Source organism: Nonomuraea sp. JJY05, assembly GCF_043496855.1.
Classification (GTDB): Bacteria; Actinomycetota; Actinomycetes; order Streptosporangiales; family Streptosporangiaceae; genus Nonomuraea.
Genome location: NZ_JBIEIS010000008.1, coordinates 99,963 through 120,609, shown reverse-complemented (window position 1 = coordinate 120,609; position 20,647 = coordinate 99,963). Strand labels below are relative to the sequence as shown.

The 20,647-nt window shown below is 69.5% G+C and carries 14 protein-coding genes; 4 read left to right on the top strand and 10 right to left on the bottom strand.

From position 1 onward, the window contains the following. Positions 1-14: 14 nt before the first annotated feature. The 7 genes from ACFKCF_RS13855 to ACFKCF_RS13825 form a co-directional block, all read right to left on the bottom strand. Positions 15-1,247 carry a lanthionine synthetase C family protein gene (locus ACFKCF_RS13855; protein WP_394493572.1) on the bottom strand — a complete coding sequence of 411 codons (1,233 nt, stop codon included), beginning with the start codon at positions 1,245-1,247 and terminating at the stop codon, positions 15-17. Beyond that, positions 1,244-4,315 (bottom strand): lantibiotic dehydratase, encoded by a 3,072-nt coding sequence (locus ACFKCF_RS13850; RefSeq protein ID WP_394493570.1) that lies wholly within the window; start codon positions 4,313-4,315, stop codon positions 1,244-1,246. The genes ACFKCF_RS13855 and ACFKCF_RS13850 overlap by 4 nt, the downstream gene beginning before the upstream one ends. 89 nt (positions 4,316-4,404) lie before the next feature. Next, positions 4,405-4,608 carry an FxLD family lanthipeptide gene (locus ACFKCF_RS13845; RefSeq protein WP_394493568.1) on the bottom strand — a complete coding sequence of 68 codons (204 nt, stop codon included), beginning with the start codon at positions 4,606-4,608 and terminating at the stop codon, positions 4,405-4,407. Between the two features lie 88 nt (positions 4,609-4,696). Continuing rightward, complete coding sequence (gene fxlM, locus ACFKCF_RS13840) at positions 4,697-7,150, bottom strand: methyltransferase, FxLD system (RefSeq protein ID WP_394493566.1); 2,454 nt, start codon at positions 7,148-7,150, stop codon at positions 4,697-4,699. Next, positions 7,147-7,551 (bottom strand): hypothetical protein, encoded by a 405-nt coding sequence (locus ACFKCF_RS13835; RefSeq protein ID WP_394493564.1) that lies wholly within the window; start codon positions 7,549-7,551, stop codon positions 7,147-7,149. Before ACFKCF_RS13835 ends, fxlM begins: the two co-directional genes overlap by 4 nt. Before the next feature lie 398 nt (positions 7,552-7,949). Further along, the gene (locus tag ACFKCF_RS13830; protein WP_394493562.1) at positions 7,950-8,339 is read right to left on the bottom strand and encodes a hypothetical protein; all 390 of its coding nucleotides are present in this window, start codon (positions 8,337-8,339) and stop codon (positions 7,950-7,952) included. A 168-nt stretch (positions 8,340-8,507) separates the two neighbouring features. Beyond that, positions 8,508-9,002, bottom strand: coding sequence for a hypothetical protein (locus tag ACFKCF_RS13825; protein ID WP_394493560.1), 495 nt, complete (start codon positions 9,000-9,002; stop codon positions 8,508-8,510). 157 nt (positions 9,003-9,159) lie between these two features. Between ACFKCF_RS13825 and ACFKCF_RS13820 the strand changes: the two genes are divergently transcribed. Together ACFKCF_RS13820 and ACFKCF_RS13815 are read left to right on the top strand one after the other, a co-directional pair. Beyond that, positions 9,160-10,944 carry an ElyC/SanA/YdcF family protein gene (locus ACFKCF_RS13820; protein WP_394493558.1) on the top strand — a complete coding sequence of 595 codons (1,785 nt, stop codon included), beginning with the start codon at positions 9,160-9,162 and terminating at the stop codon, positions 10,942-10,944. Next, positions 10,886-11,683: a WbqC family protein gene (locus tag ACFKCF_RS13815; RefSeq protein ID WP_394493556.1), complete on the top strand. Its 798-nt coding sequence runs from the start codon at positions 10,886-10,888 to the stop codon at positions 11,681-11,683. Before ACFKCF_RS13820 ends, ACFKCF_RS13815 begins: the two co-directional genes overlap by 59 nt. 222 nt (positions 11,684-11,905) lie before the next feature. On the opposite strand, the gene ACFKCF_RS13810 is transcribed toward ACFKCF_RS13815, so the two are convergent. Then, positions 11,906-12,475 (bottom strand): dihydrofolate reductase family protein, encoded by a 570-nt coding sequence (locus ACFKCF_RS13810; RefSeq protein WP_030925166.1) that lies wholly within the window; start codon positions 12,473-12,475, stop codon positions 11,906-11,908. A gap of 458 nt (positions 12,476-12,933) precedes the next feature. On the opposite strand from ACFKCF_RS13810, the gene ACFKCF_RS13805 reads away from it, so the two are divergent. Continuing rightward, complete coding sequence (locus ACFKCF_RS13805; RefSeq protein ID WP_394493554.1) at positions 12,934-14,151, top strand: hypothetical protein; 1,218 nt, start codon at positions 12,934-12,936, stop codon at positions 14,149-14,151. Positions 14,152-14,171: 20 nt separating this feature from the next. Here the strand turns inward: ACFKCF_RS13805 and ACFKCF_RS13800 are convergent, their stop codons facing one another. Beyond that, complete coding sequence (locus ACFKCF_RS13800; RefSeq protein WP_394493552.1) at positions 14,172-15,242, bottom strand: tyrosine-type recombinase/integrase; 1,071 nt, start codon at positions 15,240-15,242, stop codon at positions 14,172-14,174. Positions 15,243-15,636: 394 nt separating this feature from the next. Next, a complete protein-coding gene (locus ACFKCF_RS13795; protein WP_394493546.1) occupies positions 15,637-20,076 on the bottom strand; it encodes a sacsin N-terminal ATP-binding-like domain-containing protein in 4,440 nt (1,479 codons plus the stop codon). Between the two features lie 251 nt (positions 20,077-20,327). On the opposite strand from ACFKCF_RS13795, the gene ACFKCF_RS13790 reads away from it, so the two are divergent. Continuing rightward, positions 20,328-20,462, top strand: coding sequence for a hypothetical protein (locus ACFKCF_RS13790; RefSeq protein ID WP_394493544.1), 135 nt, complete (start codon positions 20,328-20,330; stop codon positions 20,460-20,462). The last annotated feature ends 185 nt before the right edge of the window (positions 20,463-20,647 follow it).

Genomic DNA, 20,647 nt, shown 5'->3' with positions numbered 1-20,647 from the left:
GGGTTGCCTCCAGGTCAGGCCAAGAGCAGGACGGTGTCCCAGCTCGACACCACGGCGCCGGTGCCGAGGGCGTGCAGGGCGAGCGCGGCCCCTGCGACACCTTCGAGGAGCCCAGGCTGCGGAGCGGAGTGGGAGATCTGCGGGACGAGCCGGGCGGCGAGTTTGGGGAGTTCGTCGCCGAGGTCTGGGGTTCGTGCGTCGGCGGCCATCCGCCACGCGGAGTGGAGCAGCCCGGCCATGCCGTGACACAGGCCGCACTCGGGGAGCCGATCGACCTGCGCCGGATTGCGCAGGGTGGCCAGCATCGCCTCCTCGGCGGACTGCTGCCGCCTCTCGTCTGCGAGCGCCATGCCGGCCAGTTGCTGGGCGCGGGCTGTGCCGCTGATCCCGTAGCACCACGACGGCCGTGGGCGCTGCGACGGGTCGATGCGCTGCTCGCGCGCCTGCTCGATGGTGACGGTGCCTGGCCACCACGCGCCGGCGTCGTCATGCTGCCGCCAGGTGTCGGTCCAGGCGCAGATCCGTTCGATCGCCTCTTTCGCGCCGGCCACGCCGACGTTGCGCAACACGGCTAGGGACAGCAAGGCCAGGACAGAGGCGATGCCGTGGGACATGCCCAGGTTGCCGTGCCCGTGCGGGTAGTCCGAGCTGGGTTCGCCGTTGGGGGCGACGGTCGTCCACCACGGCGGCAGCTCGCCGCCTGCGGGTAGTGGTTCGGTCAGGCGCACCAGGTAGGACAGCACGTCGCGGGTGACCGGGTGCTCGGGGTGACGGCTGAGGTGGTAGGCGCCCAGGCCGGTCAGCCCGCGGATCAGGTCGAACTCTCTCATCTCGGGCCGTTCGCCGCGGTCGATGCGCGCATGCGCGTCGGCCAGGCGAGTGCAGGTCAGTGACGTGACCGCGTCGTCCAGGCGCTCCAGGACACGCCGGTAGCGGCCTGACGTACCTGCGGCCGCGTACGTGGCGAAGGCCAGCGCGGGAGCGCCGAAGAACAGGTTCGCGTTCGGTGCAGCCGTCAACGCGCCGGAAGCGGCCACTTCCAGCCAGGCGTGCGCCGTGGCGGGAGCGCCGTGCCCCGAGCGGGCGCGCTCGATGTGCAGCAGGGCAATCCCTGCCGCTCCGGCCCACAGCGATTGAGGCCAGACCAGGCCACTGCCCGGCGGTTCGGCAGCCCACGGCTGCGGGTCGGCCAGCGCCGTGGCGACCGAGTCCGCCACAGCCAGCGCGTTCGGGCGCGGTTCGTTCATGGCCTGCTCCTCCTGGGGCGGGCGGTCCAGCTCAAGGCGGCGGCGCGGGCCAAGTGCAGGCACGCCCGCTCTCCGGCCAGCGAGGGTCCGGCCATGCGGGCATGGTGCAGGTGCAGCAGATCTGGCAGCACGACGGCCGGTGACAGCGTGCCCGCCTCCTCCAGCGCTCGGCGGTAGGCGGCGAGCGTCTGCCGCCGCCGCGCCCAGCAGGAGACGATCTGCTCGCCCGCCAGGTGCGCGGCAAAGGCTTCGTGATCGTCCGGGCTGGCCAGGCGTACGGCCTGGTCGTAGATGGCGCGTTCGGGCGGGGAGGCGTCGGCGCGGGTGTGGTCGATCAGCCACCGCATCGCCGTGGCGCGGTCGCCGAGGAACGCGGCGGCGATGTCGACCAGGCTGGCGGCGGTCATGGCGCGCAGGTTGGGCCCTCCCCGGGAGGTGATCGCGGTCAACTGGGTGAGGGCGGTGGCCGAGTCGGCGGCGAAGTACGCCTCGGCCGCGTCCATGGCGGCGGGGCCGCCGAAGCGGGCGGTCTCCGGGAAGTAGGTGTCCCACTGAACGCGCGCCGCCAGCCCGGCCCGACGCAGCTGCTCGCACCACGTCGCGGCTTGGGCGGCGGTGTCGGCGAACGCGTCAGGAGGCACGGTGAGGCGGATACGGAGATGGTGGTCGGGGTCGTGGTAGCGCAGGAACCACCACCGCGCTTCGGCGCCGACCGCGTCGGCCAGGCGTGGCAGGTGGCGGGTGAGAATGGCGTCGTGCCGGTCGGGGTGGCCGTACAGCTTGAGCGACAGCCGCCCGTGCTGGCCGGGCAGGTGCCCGTGGTGCCGCGCGGTTACTTCGCGCGGGAGCCGGGGCGGTTCGGCAGGCTGGCCGGTGGCGGCGAGCGGGATCACGAGTTCGTGGGCACGGCCGCCGATCCATCCGGCCGCGTCCGCTTCGGGGGCGACGCGCAGCACGGCGGTGCCGGCGCGGTCCACCTGGGCGCGCAGGAGAGCGCGGTGCGCGGGCTCGGCGAGGTTGAGCCGGATGTGCTGGTCGCCGCCCCCGAGACTGACGGTCTCCGGCAGCGCCACCGTCTCCCGCCATCTGGTCAGGGCGCTTTCCCATTCCGCCCAGTCGGCCGAGGGCGCGGGCAGGTCGGCGGCGGTGAGCCGCCACCGGGCGGGCGAGAGGATCGTGCGCCGGTAGCGCAGCGCAGGGACGAACGGCAGCGTGGCCGCGGGGCCCCAGTCGAAGCCTGCGCACGGGGCCCGTAGGGCGTTCGGCGCTTCGAGGAGGAACCGCACCAGCGGGTGCGTGTGCTGGATCAGGTTGGCCGCGTTGAGGATCAGCGGCTCGATGGTGCGGCGGCGAGACAGCGACACCAGGTAAACGCCGTGCAGGTCGGCGGTGACGGCCACGTCGTCCAGCGCGAGGACCTGCACGCCGCCGGGGTGGTCGCCGACTGGCAACACCCCCGGCAGCATTTGGGGGGCGCGGGCGACGTTCTCGGTGACGGCGTACGGGGCGGGCGCCGACACTTGGACGGCGAGCGCGTCCCGGGTGCCTGGGGGCAGGCTCGCGTACGCCCGGCTCATTCGCTGCCGGTGCTCGTCGTCGAACAGGTCCAGGAACCGGCCGGTGATGGTGCCCACGGCGCGCGATGCCCCGGAGACGAGGAGCGTGAACCGGTCCTCGGCCATCGCCTCGGCGGTGGGCGCGTCGATCCGTACGGTCAGCTCCGTGCTGGGCTGAACCGGCGCGTCCGTGGCCACCCCGCCGAGGTCGGCGATCATGTCGTCGGTGAGCAGGATCTCGCGCTGGCGGCGCATCGTGGCGTTGTGTGCCAGCGCCAGTAGCTTGCGGTCGCGGTCGGTCAACGCCGTCTCCTCGGGGGCGCGTGCACCGTCGTACCCGGGCGGGTAGCCGAGCCCGATGTCGGCGTTGACGACGTCCCGGAGCGGGACGAGGGCGCGCGGGCCGTACCGGTCCAGGAACCGGGCATGCCAGGCCAGCCAGCCCGTGTTGAGGGCGGGGCGGCGGGCCAGGCGGACGAGCGCGGCCGCTGCCGTGGCCACCTCTGCCGCCACGGCCGCGGGCACTGTCACCTTCCCATCCAGGCGCAGATCGACCGCGAGCGGCGGGCGTTTGGTGCGGTGGATGGCCGCCATCGCGGCCGCCGCGCGTGCCCGGTGCTCGCCTGCCACGGCGGCGGGCGCACGGTCATGGTCGGCGAGCTCGTTGGCGATGGCGCGCAGGCCCTTGACGATGTCGGCGACCTCGCCGATCTCGTCGGCGTTCATCGCGTCCAGCTCGCGCAGGAGGTACCGGAGCGGGTCGCAGGCCGTCATGGGCGGGCGCAGGTTGGTGAGCAGGAGGCGTTGGGCGACCAGCTCGGCCAGAAGCGCGTCGATGGTGGTGTCGGCAGTTCGCGGGGAGGCGGCCGACAGGCGTGCCATCAGGTCCGCGACCGGGAGCGGGTCACGCGCCAGGTGGAGCGCTGCCTGTACGGGGCCGGTGGCGCGCACGCTCACATGGCCTGGTGCGCCGTCCGCCTCGGTGTTGGCGCGGTGTTCGAGCACGAGGCGGCCGTCACGCTCGAACGCGAGCCCGTTGGCGACCACGGTCAAGCGTCGGCGAAGCGTTGTCTCGCCTTCCAGCCGCTGGACGACCGCGGCGACCCATTCGGCCGTGACGCGGGCTATTGGGCGGTGAGCGTCCCCGATATGCACCGCCGGCAGATCCGTTGTGGTGCTGATGCGAGCCGGGGCCACCCCGGCGAACAGGCCGAACGGCGTCGGGCGGCCCGAGGCGCGCAGCAGGTAGCGCATCACGGAGAGCACCGCCCGGCGGACACTCGGATCGGACATCCGCCCTCCGGCGCAGATGTCGCGCACCCGCTGCGCCAGGTCCGGACTGGCCTGCTCCACGGCCGCCGCGAAACCGGGCGTCTGCCACGTACGAGCCAGCCAGGCCCGCCAGGAGGCGGGGCCTGCGTCCGGGCTGGCCAGGTCAGGCCACGGTGCGACCGGCTGGTCTGGCGGCCACGCTGGGGCGCGCAACACCGCGGCGTCGAGGTATCGGTACATCAGCCGCTCTCGTAGCTGGGGGCGCCCGGCCGGCCGGTGAGCCGTGCCGGCCGGACGCTCGGGTTAGGCGTCGGATGTCAGCAGGGCGCCTACGAGCCGCAACTGACGCACGCGGTTCCGCACGTCGAGTTGCAGCCGTCGTCGGTCATGCGGATGAGCTGCTCGGCGGCCACACCGGACTCGACGATGGACACGTCCAGGTCGGCGGCCCAGTCGTCCGCGTCCCAGCCTCCGGCGGCCTGTTCGAGTGCGGGCGGTGTGAGCGTTGCCGCACCTCCGGTACGGGGGGACATGACGGTACCTCCTTCGTTGGGGCGGGTGGGGTTCCCCGGGTGCTCCCCCAGGCAGATCGTTTGGACCCGCAGGGGGAGCCCCGGCGGTCTAGGGCCAGGTGACGACGACGGTCCCGTGCCGCTTCGAGATGACCCCGCTGGAGCGGGTCGGCGGGTTGGCGGGCTTGGGGATGTACTGGATGGACGCGGCGCCGCGCCGGTGGTACTTGCTGGCCCACTGGCGCAGCAGCTCCACGTACCGGGTGGCGAGGTCCTCGGCCGAGGGCCCGTGGGCGTAGACGCCGCTCTCGTATCCGCTGCTCATGTCGTCGTTTGGCCGCGCGGCCCGGTAGGCGAAGCTGCCGTCGCCGACCAGGACGGGCACACCCTTGAGTGTCGGGCGCGCGAGCAGCCCCTGGTCGATGGCGTTCTGATCGGCGTGCAGGAGCGCCATGTTGGGGTCGCTGGTGAGCAGGAACAGCGCCTGCTCGTCGGGCATGTCGAACACGGCGCCGGACCAGCGTTCAATTCTCGGCAGGTGCAACGCCCGGCGCAGTGCGTCCCTATCGACTTTGAGGTCCTGGTCGTCGAGGCGCAGCACTACCCCGTCGTTGAGCGTGACGTTCCGTTCGGTGTGGGAGCCGGCCCCCTGGAACGGCACGAAGACGCACAAGCCGTAGCTGCGGCTGACCAGGCCCGAGCTGTCGCGGTCGAACGCGATCCAGCGGGTCGTCCCCTTCAGCCGGAGCGGGACGACGATCCGGCCGTCGTCGGTGAGCTGCTCGATCCACGCGGGCGGGATATCCCAGCTCCCGGCCGTGACGATGATCCTGTCGAACGGGGCGGCCATGGAGACGCCCTGCTCCGCGTCGCCCAGCATCACGTGCACGTGGTGGTAGCCGGCGTCATCGAGGATGGTTCGGGCGCGCTCGACGATGTCGGGGTCGATGTCCACCGTGGTGACGCGTCCGCTGTCGCCGACGAGCTCGGCCAGCAAGGCCGCGTTGTAACCTCCGCTCCCAACTTCGCACACGCGCATGCCGGGCTTGATCTCGGCCGCTTCCAGCATGGTTGCCTGGAGGTGAGGGGCGGACACGGAGCTGAGGGTCAGGCCGTTGTCGCCGCGCTTGACGATCGGCGCGTTGTCCACAGCGTAGGCCACCTTCAGCGGCTCGCCCGGCGTGAACAGGTGGCGCGGCACGGCGGCGAACGCTGCCGCCACAGGCTCGGACTGGATCGCCCCCTGGTCGCGGAGTTCGCGCACCATGGCGGCGCGCAGCGCGGCGGCGTCCTGGACGTCGTTGTCGGCGGTCACGCCGGTCGTGGGTCGTCCCGCATCCGGCCAGGAGATCGCGACGTGAGTGTGCTGCTTGGCGATGACCACACTCTTGGGCAGCACCTCGACAGGGTGGTCGATCGGCCACACCTCGAACTGCGGGCCGGGGCCGCCGCGGTAGGCGCGGTCCCATACCTGGATCTGCTCCACGATGGCCTGGGCGACCTCGCCGCCGTGCGGGCCGTAGCCGTGCGCGCCGAACTCGACGGTGCCCTCCCCGGCCGGCCGGACGGACAGGTAGGCGAACGAGTCGTCCTCGACTGTCGCGAAGGGAAACCAGCGGCCTCCTTCCTCGGACACGATCCCGGGGTCCTCCCCTTCGGGGACGTTCACCGTGAGGTTGCAGAAGCCGGGCAGCGCTGTCGCCATCCACAGGGGCAGATCGGGGAACGGCTCGGGGCGGGCCACAGTCACCCCGGACCAGGCTGCGGTGGGCTCGTCGGCGAGCACGCCGTCCAACTTGTGCCGATCGGCAAGGTTGCCGTCATCGAACCGCAGGCCGACCTTCTCGCCCTTGAGGGGCCACAGGTGCTCGTCGTGGGCGCCGGCGCCCTGCATCTTGACGAAGCCGCAGACTCCCTGCGACAAGCTGACCAGGTGGTCGTTGGTGCGTTCGAGGGCCAGGGAGCGAGTGATGCCCTTCATCCGCAGCGGCACGACGATCCTGCCGCCCTTAGCGAGCTGCTCGCGCCAGGCCGGAGGGATGTCCCACGCTCCCACCGTAACCATGATCCGGTCGTACGGGGCGTCGGCCTCCCAGCCGTGTTCGGCGTCGGCCGTGACGACCCGCACCTGCGGATAGCCGGCGGCGTCTAGGCAGGCGCGGGCCCGGCTGGTCACGTCGGGATCGATGTCCATGGACGTGACCTGACCGGTCGGGCCGACCAGCTCCGACAGCAGGGACGCGAAGTAACCACCTGAGCCGATCTCCAGCACGCGCATCCCCGGGCTGATGTCGGTCTGCACGAGCTGCATGGCCTGGATGTCGGGCGCGGACATGGTGGAGATCAGCGTGCCGTGCTCGCTGCGCTTGACTTCGACGATGTCCACCGCGTACGCCGCCTCCAGCGACACCTCGGGGGCGAAGAGATGCCGGGGAACCGCACGGAACGCAGCCTCGACCTGCACGGGGAGCGGGAAGCCCCACTCTCCGCAACTGGCCGCCACGGCGGTGGTCATGGCGTCACGCAGGGCGGTGGCGTCCTGGACGTCGTTGTCGGTGGTCACGGGTATGTCCCCTCTTCTTTGGTCGTGATGGGCGACTGGTCGATGGTGGCTGTTGGCGGGCAGTGCCGGCGGTCAGGCACGCCGCCCGCCTCATCCACGTACGGGTCGGGCTCCAGCGGCTCCCCGCGGGTGATGTGCTCGCGGCGATGCTCGATCACCAGGGCGACGTACGTCCGGACGGCGCCGCGGTAGGTGCGGCCTCGGCCGGTCTCCTCGTAGCCGCCCCTCTCGGCCTGACGTAGCACGAAGAATTGGCCGCCCTCGGACGCGAGTTCGTACCGGCCGCAGCACGAGGTGTGTCGGACTCGGAGAGTGCCGCCGGAGGTGGCGTATGGCGTCCACCCGAACGTGTCGGCCGTCTGCGTGCTAGGTCGTCGGGAGCGGCTGACTCGCTGGTTCATCTGCTGTCTCCGCGCTCGATTCGGGTGGTGTCGGCGATCGAGCGGCAACCGGCGGACGGGCCGCGTCCACAGGTGCGGGAAGGCGGGCAGGCAGGTAGCCGTGGGCGTACATGGCGAGGAAGAGGGCGTCCATCGGCGGCGGCCTTCGCTGTGACCTGGTGTTGCGGGTGGCGACAGGGTGGAGCTCGCAGCCCACGACGGACAGGGGCTCCGGCGTGGGCTGCGAGTGGTAGGCGGCGCGGGCCAGGAGGGAATGGATTCCGGTGGTTGGTTAAGCCCGAGCCGTAGTGCGCGGCCGGCAAGTGGAGCGCACCTATTCGCGGGCCGGGCCGCGCCAAGACGTGGCGTAGCTTCCCCGTCTGCGCGCGGAGCCGCCTGCCTGGCCACGTCTCGCTTGATCACCCGAATACCTCCTGAAGGAAGCCGGGGGATACGTGGACGACGGTGGGCGGGTGCGCCGGGATGGCCTCGGCCACGGCCAGCAACAGCTCCTGGTCGACGTCGAGGACGGCCCGCCACAGCTCGCGGAGATTGGCGCCCTCGACCGGGGTGTTGACGTCCATGTCGTAGGCCGGGAATGCCCGGAACTTGCGGCCCCAGGGTTCCCACATCACCTGCCAGCGGCCGGCCCACGACTCCTGCAACTGCTCGGCCAGGAACTGGGCTGTCTTGTCGCTCAGGACCTCGGTGGCGTTGTCGACCGTCATGCCGCGGGCACGACGCTGAAGGCCGGCTACCTGCCTCCTCGCTGCCGCATCGGCGGTGGTCTCGGCCTCACGGGCCAGCATGGGTTCCTCCTTGGGAACAGGGACGATGTAATGGCGCAGGCCGGGCGATAGGCGGCCAACCTCGGCCTGCGCCGGAAAGCGCGGTACGACGGGGACGACTACACCGGGCCGCCCGCGCTCGGCGTGCGAAACGGCGTACCGCACGCCTGTCTTCGTGGCTGGTGGCTGCTATGCCCCGCTCTGCGGGATGTCCGCCAGGTCGATGTGGAAATGCGGCACGTCCGGGTCGGGACGACGTGACATCTCCTCAGCGCGGTAGTCGACGGTCCGGATGGAGTCCGGGTTGTGGATGTTCCAGCTGGCGTAGGAGGCGGCCGTACGGAGAGCTCCACGCACGAACAGCAGCCGCGCCCCGATCGCGTTGAGCTGTTCCCGCCGCCGAGCGGCGACGTGCTTCCGACCCAGGTGGTGCGCAGTGGGCAGGACCACCCCGTAGACGTTGGACAGGAGAAGGACGTCCAGCAACCCGGCGAAAGCAGGGGCATCCGCCGGTTCGGTCCCTCGATCGGTGAAGATGCCGCAGAGCTGCAATTCGTGCTGCTCGCAGTATTGGGCAAGGGCCACCGTCAGCGCTGCCTGCCGTTCGGGCGTCGAACGGTGCAGCCGCAGGTACCCGTAGACGATCGGGCCGTCCACATCGTGTTGTTCGGTGAGTGTCCACAAGGTAGCCGTCCTTACCGTGGTCGGGGCTGATGGCCCGCACTTCGAGCATGGCCAGCCCCAGGCCGGCTGCATACGACCCGCTGTCGCACTTCCGTTGCACTTCCGTAGGTCCTCGGTACCTCTGCGTGCTTCCATGGCCGTGGAAGGGAGCAGCGACGTGACGACCGTGCATGAGTGGACCGGCCTCGAAGCGCATGCACTTCGTCTTGCCTTGCGGATGAGCGTGCGGGTGTTCGCCCAACACCTCGGCGTGGCGCCCCGTACCGTCGCGAAGTGGGACCAGCTCGGCCCCGCCACCCGGCCCCGCCCCGACACCCAGGCCATCCTGGACACTGCACTGGCACGCGCGGACTCGGCGACCCACCTGCGATTCGAGACCCTGCTCCTGGAACTCGGCCAGGACGTGGACCAAGGGCTGCGAGTCACACGCGTGGGACCACGGGCCTGGGACTACGAGACATGGACCGACGACCTTGACCGGACCGTGGTCGCCCTCAGCCGCCAGAGCTTCAGCTACGCCGCCGACCTTCTGAACCGATGGCTCACCCGCTACGACCCACACGCCTTGGACGACAAGGGCCTGTACCTGTTCGCACGATCCACAACGCTGCTCGGCGACCTCCAACGCGACCAAGGCGCAGTCGCCGGCCCCCTGTCCGCCCGCCGCTCCTACCTCAACGCTCGTTCGATCTACAGCCAGCTCGATATCCCCCGCCGCATCGCTCAGCTCGACCTTTCGCTGGCGGTGGTCGCGGAGATGTCGGGTCTGTTGGACGAGGCCGCCAAGGAGTATGAGGTGCTGGCGGTGGATGACCGGCTCTCACCACGCGACCGGACGCGAGCCCGGCTGTGGGTCGGAACCGCCCTGAGCAAGAACGACAAAAACGACTACGCCGCCCGCCTGATGATGACCGCTATCCGTGAGTTCGAGAGCCTCGGCGAACCTGAGGACTGGTCGGTCGCGCACCAGAAACTCGCCCTGGCCCACCGCGGCGCCGGGAACCTCTCGGAGGCGCTACGCCTGATCGACCTCGCTCGCGCCACCGCCGTCACCGATGCGCCCATGCAGCGGGTCCGGCTGGAGACGGCTTACGGGCACATCCTGCTTTCCGACCGGGCCACCGTGGATGATGGGCTGATGATCCTCGACCGTGCCGCACGCGAAGCCGCGCAGCACGGGCTAGCGCACCAACTGCGCAGCATCGAGGACATCCAGCGGACCATCCAGGGGGAGATCCGTCTCCCTCTGCCACGGCGATCAGGGAGCAGCCAAGTGAGCGTCAAGCAGCAGGTCATCACCGACGAGCAGTGGCGTCATGCCCGCACCATCTGGGACTACCACCAGATGCACCACGACCTGCGCCGGTGTGATGTGGCCATCGGCCTGGGCAGCCACGATCTGGGGGTCGCGCGTGCGGCGGTCGAGTTGTACCGCGCCGGATGGTTCCCGCTGCTCGTCTTCTCCGGCGCCACGAGCTCCACCACCGCGGCTCGTTTCCCCCGCGGCGAGGCCGTCCACTACCGCGAGCACGCGCTGGAACTCGGCGTGCCCGACGAGGCGATCCTGCTGGAGCCGAACGCCACCAACACCGGCCAGAACATCGCACTGTCCCGCCAGGTGCTGGCCGACGCGGGTATCCAGCCCGATTCGGTGCTCCTGATCTCCAAGCCGTACATGGAGCGCCGGGCGTACGCCACGGCGCGGAAGGTGTGGCCCGAGGTCGAGGTGGTGTGCGCCTCCGAGCCGCTGGAGCTGGACGACTACGTCAGCTCGATCGGCGATCCGAAGTTGGTCATCGACATGCTCGTCGGCGACCTCCAGCGCGTGATCGAGTACCCCAAGCTCGGCTACGCCATCGAGCAGCCAGTCCCAGGAGAGGTCCATGACGCCTACCAGGCTCTTCTCCGCGCCGGATTCGACAGCAGGCTTCTTACACCCTGACCTGCCGTACGGCGAGGTGTGCGCCATCCACCAGCCCAATCTCTTCCCTCGGCTCGCGACCCTGGCCAAGCTGTTCACCGCCGATTACTGGATCGTCCTGGACGACGTGCAGTTTGCCCGCAGGGACTACCAGCACCGGGCGCGCCTCGCCTCACTCGACGAGTCTCGGAAGCAGCAGTGGCTCTCCATCGCCACCCATCTACCGCACGGCCGCTCCACCTCTATTCGCGGAGCGCGTCTGGCGGATCCCGTCCGCTGCCGACGCCGTGTCGCTCAGCTTCTCGCTGATCACTACCGGCACAGCACCTACTGGCCGTCGTTCAAGCGGCGGCTCGAACCCGTGCTGGCCGCATTCGAGCGCACAGACCGGCTGGCGGAGGTGACGGAGCTGTCCACACGCCTGCTGCTGGAACTGGTCGGATGGTCGGGACGGATTCTGCACAGTAGCGATCTGCTCGCCCGAGGGGAACGGTCGCAGCGACTGGCGGACCTCGCCTGGCTGACCGGTGCGACGACCTACCTCTGCGGGACCGGGGGCATCCGGTACCTGGACCCGGCGGCGTTCCGGGTCCACTCGATCGAGGTCCTTTCATTTCGGACACCCGCCTCGGGTTTTTGGGCTTCCGCCCGGGAGGTGAGCGCCGTCCATGCCCTGATGCTCGCCGGATCGCATGGCCTGCAGCAGGAGTTGGCGGCGCTGAGAGCTCGCGTCATCGCCACAGAGCCTGTACGGGGGTAGGCCCGGGTTCTGAGCTGGTCTCTGGCGATCAACCTCAACTCGCATGTCACCCGGTGGCTAGTGCCACGTCAGGCAACGTTTGCCCTGTCCGCTACTGGCACCTCGGGGCGATGTCCTTCGTCGATATGTCCGCGCGTTCGGGGGCACGGCCAGCGCGGCCAACGCGACCCCGGGCCGTCGTTCCGTCGCGAGGGAGCGGTCAACGTGCCAGGATAAATCACGTCAAGCCGTAACTCGCGTGGGCCGGTATCGCAGGGCGACCGCCCCCGACCGGAACTCACGGCGGTCCACGGGCTCGAGCTGGATGCGCTCGCGCAGCCCGGCGAGCAACGTCGGCCCGTGTCCGGCAAGGACCGGCTGCACAAGGAACTCGTACTCGTCGATCAGTCCCAGATCTGCCAACGCCAGGGGGAGCGTCACGCCACCCACCCACAGGCCCTCGCCTGACTCCTGCTTGAGCCGCTGAACCGCTTGCCCGAAGTCGCCTCGCACCAGCTCGGCATTCCAATCGACCGCGCTCAGCGTGCTCGACACAACGTACTTCTTCGCCCGGTCGATGGTCTCGGCGAACGGGATCTGCCACTCATCCATCCAGTCAGGCCACGTGTCCGTGGCCGGCTTCCGCCACGCCGACTCCATCATCTCGTAGGTCACCCGGCCGAATAGCAGGGCATCGGCTCGCTCCATCTCAGCGGTCCAGTAACGCATCGACTCCTCGTCCGGGGGGAGCCCTGCCTCGTGATGGCAGCAGCCGTCGAGCGTGACGTTGATCGAGTATCGAAGTGGTCTCATCTCGTTGCTCTCCCTTGATGCGCGCAGCGCGTTTTCACCGGACGTCTACTTAGACGACTGTCGGCGCCATTTCTCATCGGCGCCCGATCACACCTGCTCAACACCGTCGCGATGCGAACTTTAACGCCGTCGTGATGCGAACCAGACCGCAGACCGAGCGCGCGACCGATTCGGCGCTCGGGGCGTTCAGGTTCGCAACGGGACGGCGCCCATAACGCTCGACTTCGATGCACGGTGCCACGTCACCTACCGTCGGCTCAGGGCCAACGACGAACGTCGCAAACGTTGCCTGACGCGGCACTAGCGTAGTTAGCGCATGACGACCGTTCAGGACATCAAGGTGGTCGTACTGACGGAAGGAGCCCTACAGTAACCGGATGACCTCGACAGCCGCCCGAAGGTGCAGCGGTTTGTCCCGGGTCGGCTGGTGTGCCGAGTAGGCCGAGGTGAGCCCCTGCATGGTTGATGCCGCGACGTTGAATGCCGCCCTTCAGGTGGGAGTCGTCCCGGACGGCGAGCTGGCTGATCTGCTGAGCAGCTTGTTCCCTATGTCCAAGTGGGAGTCGGGAACGCAGGTGGCTTACTTTCACCCGGAAGCTGGTCACGTGTTTGACCTGCTGTATAGCAAGCGATCGGGGCGAATTCTGCGTGGTGTACCGGGGCCAGGTCTGACCGATGAGTTGGTGGCGCAGGTGCGGCGCCTCACCGAGGCAGCGTCGGCTCCACACACCGAGCTGGAGATTCGACGGGAGATCTTGTTCAGTACCCCCGAGATCCGAGGATTCTGGCGGCACGCCGACGACTGGCAGATCCTGCCGGCGCCCGCGACAGCACCTCGACCGCAGATGCTGCTCGGTAAGCACCCTTTCATACTGGAGTACAAGGTACGGCGCTCGGACAGCTTCCAGGTGGAGACAACGCGCCGCTTTCGTCGGTGCTGGGAGCTGCACTTGTTGCTCTCGCTCCTGCTGCGCGGTCAAGTTATTCGTGAGTCTTCGGCCCATCCGCATCACTGGATACTGCTGCGCGAACCCTTGGCGGACGGGTCCCACACGGTCTACGCCAATGAGGGCTACATGGTCAGGGGTTTCGTCGTGAAGGCGGCTACCTTCTCGGACGTATCGGGCATCCAGAAACTGGAGGCCGTATCCGATGATGAGTACTACTCGCGGCGCGGCATCTCCGTGCAAGACGACGGCATGCGTGTCCCATCCTGCCTCGACAACTTCTTCGACCGCTTCGAGGCCGCCCTTCCCGCAGTGCGGGATCAGCTTCTTCGAGCGTGCTACTGGCTGGATTCCGCCTCCCGCGTCTGGGACACCTCCAAGTCGATGAGTTTCGTCGCGGCGATCAACGCCATCGAGGCACTTGCACCACCCAGAGGGGAACGGGATCCTTGCCCATGCTGTGGTACGGATCGAAATCCAGGACCTTCCGCCCACTTCCGGTCCCTAGTGGAGACACACGCCGCTGCAGAGAGTGAAGGGGCACGCGCAGCTATGTACGAGTTCCGCTCCAGGCTTGTGCACGGCGGCGTCCTACATGGCCTGGACATCCCGGACACCTGGGGCGCTCTCATCCCCCGAACCATGCAGCAGCACCAATGGCACGATGCCGCCTTCGCGGTGGCCCGCGCAGCCGTGCGCAATTGGTTTCTGGATCTGGCAGCCAGCTAGTCCGCAGCCCTCTGCAAGCTTCAAAGTCCCACGTCGCGCATAGGGTTGTCTCGCCACTTGTCAGCCGCTCGGATGTACCCGTGGACCACGGGTGATTTCTCCGACCAGCGGCCGTGTCGGGCGATGGCCGACATCGAGGCGCCCGCTTTGGCCGCCGCCGTCGCACCGCCGGCCCGCAGCGAGTGAGCGGTGAAGGTGTCGGCGTCCTTGAGCCCGGCCCGCTGCGCTGCGCGCCGCACGATCTTGTTGAGGCCGTCACCGGACATCCGGCCGGTGCCGCGCATGGTCGCCCCCGGCGTGCCGGACAGCCGCCCGTGCCGGTCGATGGCGCGCAGTAGCGGCCCCTCGGTCACGCCGTGGCCCTTCAGCATCGCCAGCCATGCCTGGGCGACGCGCACGGGGCAGGTCGCCGGGTGCGAGCCGTACGGCAGCGGCACGATCTCGCCGATCGCGTCCTGGTCGGTCTTGGACCGGCGGATCGCGACCTCCAGCCCGTCGGCAGTGAACGTCAGGTCGATGATGTCGAGCGCCGCGAGCTCGGAGCGGCGGCCCATGAGGGCGAAGCCGAGTACCAGGACCACGCGGTCACGCAGGCCGACCAGGCTGGCCGAGTCGGTGGTGTCGACCAAGGCTCGCAGCACGGTCAGCTCGGCGGGCGGGGCCTTGTGGGTGCGCTGCCCGGCCGAGGCGCGCTCCTTGCGGTAGTCGCGCAGGGCGAGCCGGGCGAACTCGGCGTTCAGGGAGAGTCCGGCCTTTTTGTGCCGGGACTGGATACAGGCCAGCGACCGCTCGATAGTGGAGGGCGCCGGGAGGGTGCCCTTGCGGGTGGGTGTCGCGGCCAAGTGGGTGACGTACTCGGTGACCGTCTCCGGGGTGGCGGGAAGAGCGCTGCGTCCGTGCGCGGCGCACCAGGCGGTGAAGGTCTCCCAGTCCCGCTGGTAGGCCCGGCTGGTGTTGGTCGCGAACCCTCCAGCCACCCGCGCCCGTGCCGCCTCGGTCAGCTCCCGGTCGGCTGCGCCCGCCGGGGTCGGCAGCGAGGCGGTCAGGTTGTCGTTCAGCCGCGCCAACTCGGTCACCGGCAGGTCTCCCATCTTCAGATGATCAAGTATCTGGGTCGCGATAAGGCATGTTATCGCGACCCAGAACGTTCGACTATTGCTAGTGCGGTGACCGGAGGGTTCGCCGGTCGGGTGACACGCCGTCGGGCTTGCCGGGTTCGGTGGGTTCGACTTCCACCCCATCGAGGCCCAGTTCGGGCCGCTGCGGTCCTTCGTGATGGGCAACAGCAACCACCTAAGCCACACCGTCCTGGCCCGGGATCTCCAGGGCTACCTGCACTGGGCGCAACGCCAACGCCCGCCACCCCGATGTCCTGGCCGTCCAACGCCGCGAACGTGCCCGCATCCGCAGCGACACCAACGCTGGGACAATCCACGCAGCCAAGCCGCGTGATCAAACCCGGCAAACCTTCGCGGTCACACCGAGTTAGCTGGTCGCGTCGACGACGAGGCAACCGGGGGCATTCTGGATTCCGGTGAGCGAGATGACGGTGTCGTGCTGGGGTCTCAGGCGGTGCAGGGGGTCGGTGATGAAGCGTAGGCGGGGGCGGGCGTTGGGGCCTTCGAGGTTTGAGATGACCACTAGGACGAGGTTCTCGTCGCGCAGGGCGCGTTCGAGCTCGGTCGCGGTGAGGCGGATGGTGTTCGGCTCCTGGGCGGCGTAGACCTTTAGCTCGTAGAACCTGCGGAGGTCGTCGATGGCGTCGGCTCCCACTCCGTGCTGGGCGCGCAGGTCGATGATCTCCCTGTCCGAACGGCTCAGGAGCTTACGGAGCAGGTTAAGCCCGAGCTGTTCCTTGTCCAGGTCGGTATAGGCTCTCGGAGCGCTTCGTCCTTGGGGAGGGGAGTTCTCGTAGCGCGGCTCCGTGATGCTGCGGGATCGCGGTGCGGGGACCGGGTCCGGGCCGCTAGCCCGCGAACGCACCGGCTCGCCGAACACCACAGTGTCGAGGTCCACGAGTCGGCGGGGCGGGACCTCAGGTGCGGGCGGCGGAGTCCTGGGCAGAGACGGCCTGGGCGCCGGAGGGGCGGACGGCGGGAGGGGAATGTTCTGTGCCGCCGCGGTCGTCCTGGTGGTGAGTTGCTCCTCGAGTTCGGTCAGCCGGGCACCGGCCCTGCGGTTAGCCTCCGCGAGCTGTTCCGCCGATACTGTCCTGTTCAGCTGGACGCGCTGGGCGCGGCGGCCGGCGGCCGCGCGCTGGCAGGCGGCCGACCAGTGCAGTGCGATGTTCTCGCCGCCGGTCGTGAAGAGACCGGCGATGGCACGGCCCGCGCCGTCGACATGGGCGAGCTGACCGGGTTCGGTGAGAAGGAGGCTCGTCTCACGGCGGTCGACGAGCGCCGGGACCGCTGCCCTCGCGAGGGTGCCGTCGTCGAGCCGCAGGCTTAGTTGCAGTCCCGGACAGATCATGACCTCGAAGCCGCCCAGCTCGTCCCAGCCGAGTTCGAGCGCCCGTTCCAGCTCTGGTTCGTTCCTGACCAGCCAGTCCCTGAGCAGCTCCGCCGCGGTAGTGAACAGCGCAGTGGACTCGTCGTCGCGCCAGGGCGGCGTCGGACGGACGGCCTCGCCCTGCTCTGCGTGCACCTCGGTGATCTTGAGGCGGCCCAGCAGGTTCCGGAAGCCGGCAAGCTCGGCTCCCGGCTGCCAGACCGCGAGCGAGGCCCCGAGTGCCTCGGCGAGCACGGGGTCCTCGGTCGTATAGACCGGGCGGTCACGGACCCATCCGCGGCTGGTCCAAAGCCGCAGCCGCCGGAGCCGGTCCTTCTGCCGCCGTGTCGGCGGGTCGATGGCGAAGTCCCGGGCCAACAACCGAAAGCACTCCAGCATGACGCCAGACGATTCCTCATCCAGTGGCTGTCCCGCCAACTCGGCAAGGACGATGAGGGCGTCATCGGGGCCAGGACGGGGGATGCCCAGTTCCTCCCACAGTTGCTCGGCGTCCGGGATCGGCGGGATGAAGGGACGGCGGCTGCCGAAGATCGGATCTCCGCGCAGGACCTCCTCGGGCCGTCGCCAGCCCTCTGCTGTGAGGATGAGCCCCGGCTCCCGAGCGAACTCCGCGCGTAGGGCGTATCGGTGCCCCGCCGATCGCCGGAGCAGCCCGGCCATCCCCTGGTAGACAAGCGCCACATCGGCGTCGAGGGTGGCCGACCCGTCGTTCCTCAGCTCCTTCAGCTTGGTGACCAGCCGGGTGAGGTTCGGGGACCCGCCGACTCCGCAGGCGTTGAGGAATCCGCCCCGGTCGGCTTCGGCGAGGTCGGGCGCGACGAAGAGACCGGGGTCCGCGCCCAGGATGGCGACTGTCTCTTTGTTGCGGAAATGCAGGCTGGACGGTGTCCGTGGGGTCCGCGCGGCGGATTCCACCCACGCGCTGGTCCGCACCTCACGGAACCAGAGCGCCTCGACGTCTCCCTTGAAGTTCCAGCCGTAGTGGTCGGAAGCGGCCTTGGCTCGGCGATAGCGCTTGATCTTTTCCCAGTCGCGTCCGACGACCGCGACCAGGGCTGCCGATCTCTCCTGGCGGCGCCCGGCGTCCTCATCGCGGGCGATATCGCGGACGACAGCCCGCAGAACCGGGCTGTCGTACTCGTCCACCGTGTAGGTCGCGCCGAGATCGCGGAGATCGCTCCGCCGCTGGGCCGTGGAGTCGGGAGAGTGCAGCGCCAGGCCATACGGCTTGCCGGAATATTTGTACTCCAGCCCCGCGTGGGGTGCGAATCTCGGGGAAGTAGCGGCCCCGAGCAGCCGGAGCAGTGCGGCGGCGCCAAGACCGCCCTGTCCGCCCCGCTGCCTCAGCACGTCCGCATACCGGCTCGACAGCCAGGGGATGCCTGGCGTCGGCCCGGCAGCGGTGGCGAAGCCGCCCCGGTCGAACCGCGCGGGGAGGTAGGCGTCGGCAGGTGAGATCTTGATCTCGCGACGTGCGCCGTCGGGATCATATTCATTCCCCGCGAGGAGGATCGCCCTGCCGACGCCAGGTCCCAGCTTCTTCTGGTCCTTGACAGACAGCTCGTCGAACGTCGACCGGAGCTCCCGCAGCCGCTCTTCGGAGAGCCACAGCCGGAGACCGTAACTGCCGAGCCGGGCGAGGCTCCCAACCGCGAGCCGAACATCATCGGTCTCGACGAGCACGCCAAGCGTCCGCAGCCAATCTAGGACGGTCACGGCATCGGGCTGGTCGAGCAGATGCTCCTCATGCAGCCGCGCGCTGACGCCGAGCGAGTCGAGCAGGGGGATGGGGACGGTTGTCAGCACAGTGTCGACCAACTCCTCCGGGACGAGTCGCCGACCGTCCGCGATGACCGCGCAGGGCAGCCGCCGCAATCGTGCTCCCAGTTGCTCTGCCAGGCCCGCCGCCGTGAGCGCCAGCACAGAGGAGACCGCGCGTTCGGGCTCACTGAGCAGCGCCAGCGCGGTCAGGACCGTCACCTCGACAGGTACGGCGACCCCCGCCTCCCGCCAGTCGCGGAGGACTTCACGCCACCGTCCGTCGCGATCACGGGCACGGGCAGGAAGCTCGGCCGTGGCCGGCCCCAGGCGCGCCACCTCGGACGGGCTCAGCAGCCCCTCCAGAGCCGGGGCCTCGTATGCCAGGTCCGTCAGCGCGAGCTCGCCCGCCGGGGACGCCTCGATGCGCAGCAGCGGCGCGAGATCCGCGCGGGCTCGCCTCAGCAGCTCCTCCTCCAGGCTGAGCCGGTATCCGGTCCCGGTCGCGATGGTGGGGACGAGCCGCCACACCGACGAGGGGTCGATGGTGAACAGGTCCGCCATCGCGGCCGTCCACAGGCCGCCGATCAGCGGCAGCAGGGCCTGGTTCCAGCCTCGGGTCGAGATGTCCTGCCTGCTGAGCAGGGGATCGAACTGGGCGTTGACCCGGACGGCACAGCCGAGCCCGGCCACAGGCAAGCCCGCGTGCAGGAAGCCTGCCTCGTCATCGAAGGGCAGGGCGACGCGGACTGGTGTGGTCACGGCGGACGCCTTGTTCTTGCGTTCGAACCCCTCGGGCGTGTCCGCGTCCACTCCGTAGACCGCCCAGCGGCGGCCGTCGGAGGCCGAGGCGATCTGCCGGCACATCGGAAGGCGGACGCCACCTATCCCAGCGGACCCGGCGGCCAGCTCCTTCCAGCTGAGCCGCGACTCCTCCAGCACCGTGCCGTCCGCCCTGAGCAGGGTCACCCTGGCCACGTGCCGCATGAAAAGCAGGGCGCCATCGCCCCAGTCCCGGAGCCAAGTGACCATCTCGCCTTCGGTGAGGGGGACCCCGGTCAACGGAATCCGGAACCGGGTCCACCCCTCCGGACCGCACAGGCCCGGAGGGGCGGTTCTCGGCGCGGTCCAGGTGATATCGAGATGGGCAAAACGGACATGGTAGGGCTCGCAATGCATCTCGAAGACGGGGCTGACGGCGTCGATGGTGCCGAGCCCGATGCCGAACCGGCCCGTGGCGGACGGATCGGCCTTCTTCGTACTCGCGGAGGGCAGCGCGATCGCCAGAATGTCGCGCAGGCGGACGGGGTCGCCGTCGTGGGAAAACCAGAGCGCCCCGTCGCCGATCATGACGCGGACCTCCGTGGCGGCTACGTCATCGGCGTTCTGGACGGCCTCCGACAGGAACTGCAGTCGGTCGCTGGAGATCAATTCGCCGTTGCTTCGCTGGGTTTCCAGCGACTCGAGGACCACCTCCGGGACGCTGTCGCGTAGCCGCTCGCCCAGCAGGGTCACCGCAGTGCGAGCATCCACCAGCGTGACGGGCTCCTCGTACAGATCGTCGCCATGGTCGAGCCTGGACCCCATTACGAGGTCGACAGCCCGCACCATCCGTCCGGCCGGGTCAGGCGTCACGGTGGTCTCCAGGGAGGTCGTCATCACCCCAAGATCTCAGATCGGCGCGCCCGGGAAGACCGCTCTGGGCAGATCGCGGCCTCTGCCAGGAGGGTAGAGCTTCGTGCCGGCGGCAGTAGCAGGGACGAATGGCGGACCAGCTCGGTGCGGAGGTTTCGGACGGCGCCGGGCATGCGGGGGCCTGGAGGAGGAATGCCCGGTTTGCGTTGTGGTCGAGGGGTGCGTGGTGGCGCCATGGCGTTCGAGGGATCGCAGACAATTCGCTCGTTGAAGGCGTGGATGATGTCGCGCACCGTGTCTTCGTCCGCCGCTGCCAGGTGGGTGATCGCTGGGGCGGGGTCCTGAACGCCTACGGCATGACGACCGGTGTCCTGGGGGCCTTGATCGCCCCGCGCCTGCTCGCCGGATGACCCGTTGCAGGTAATGCCCCCTTGCGATCATCCAGCCGTCGATCCCGTACCGGTTCCGTCTTCCGCCACCGAACCAGGCAAGCCCGACGGCGTGTCACCCGACCCGGCGAACCTTTCCGTCACCGTACTACTGCGCTCTGCGGCCATCCGAGCAGAATCGAGCGGCGGATCAACGGGGCCATTAG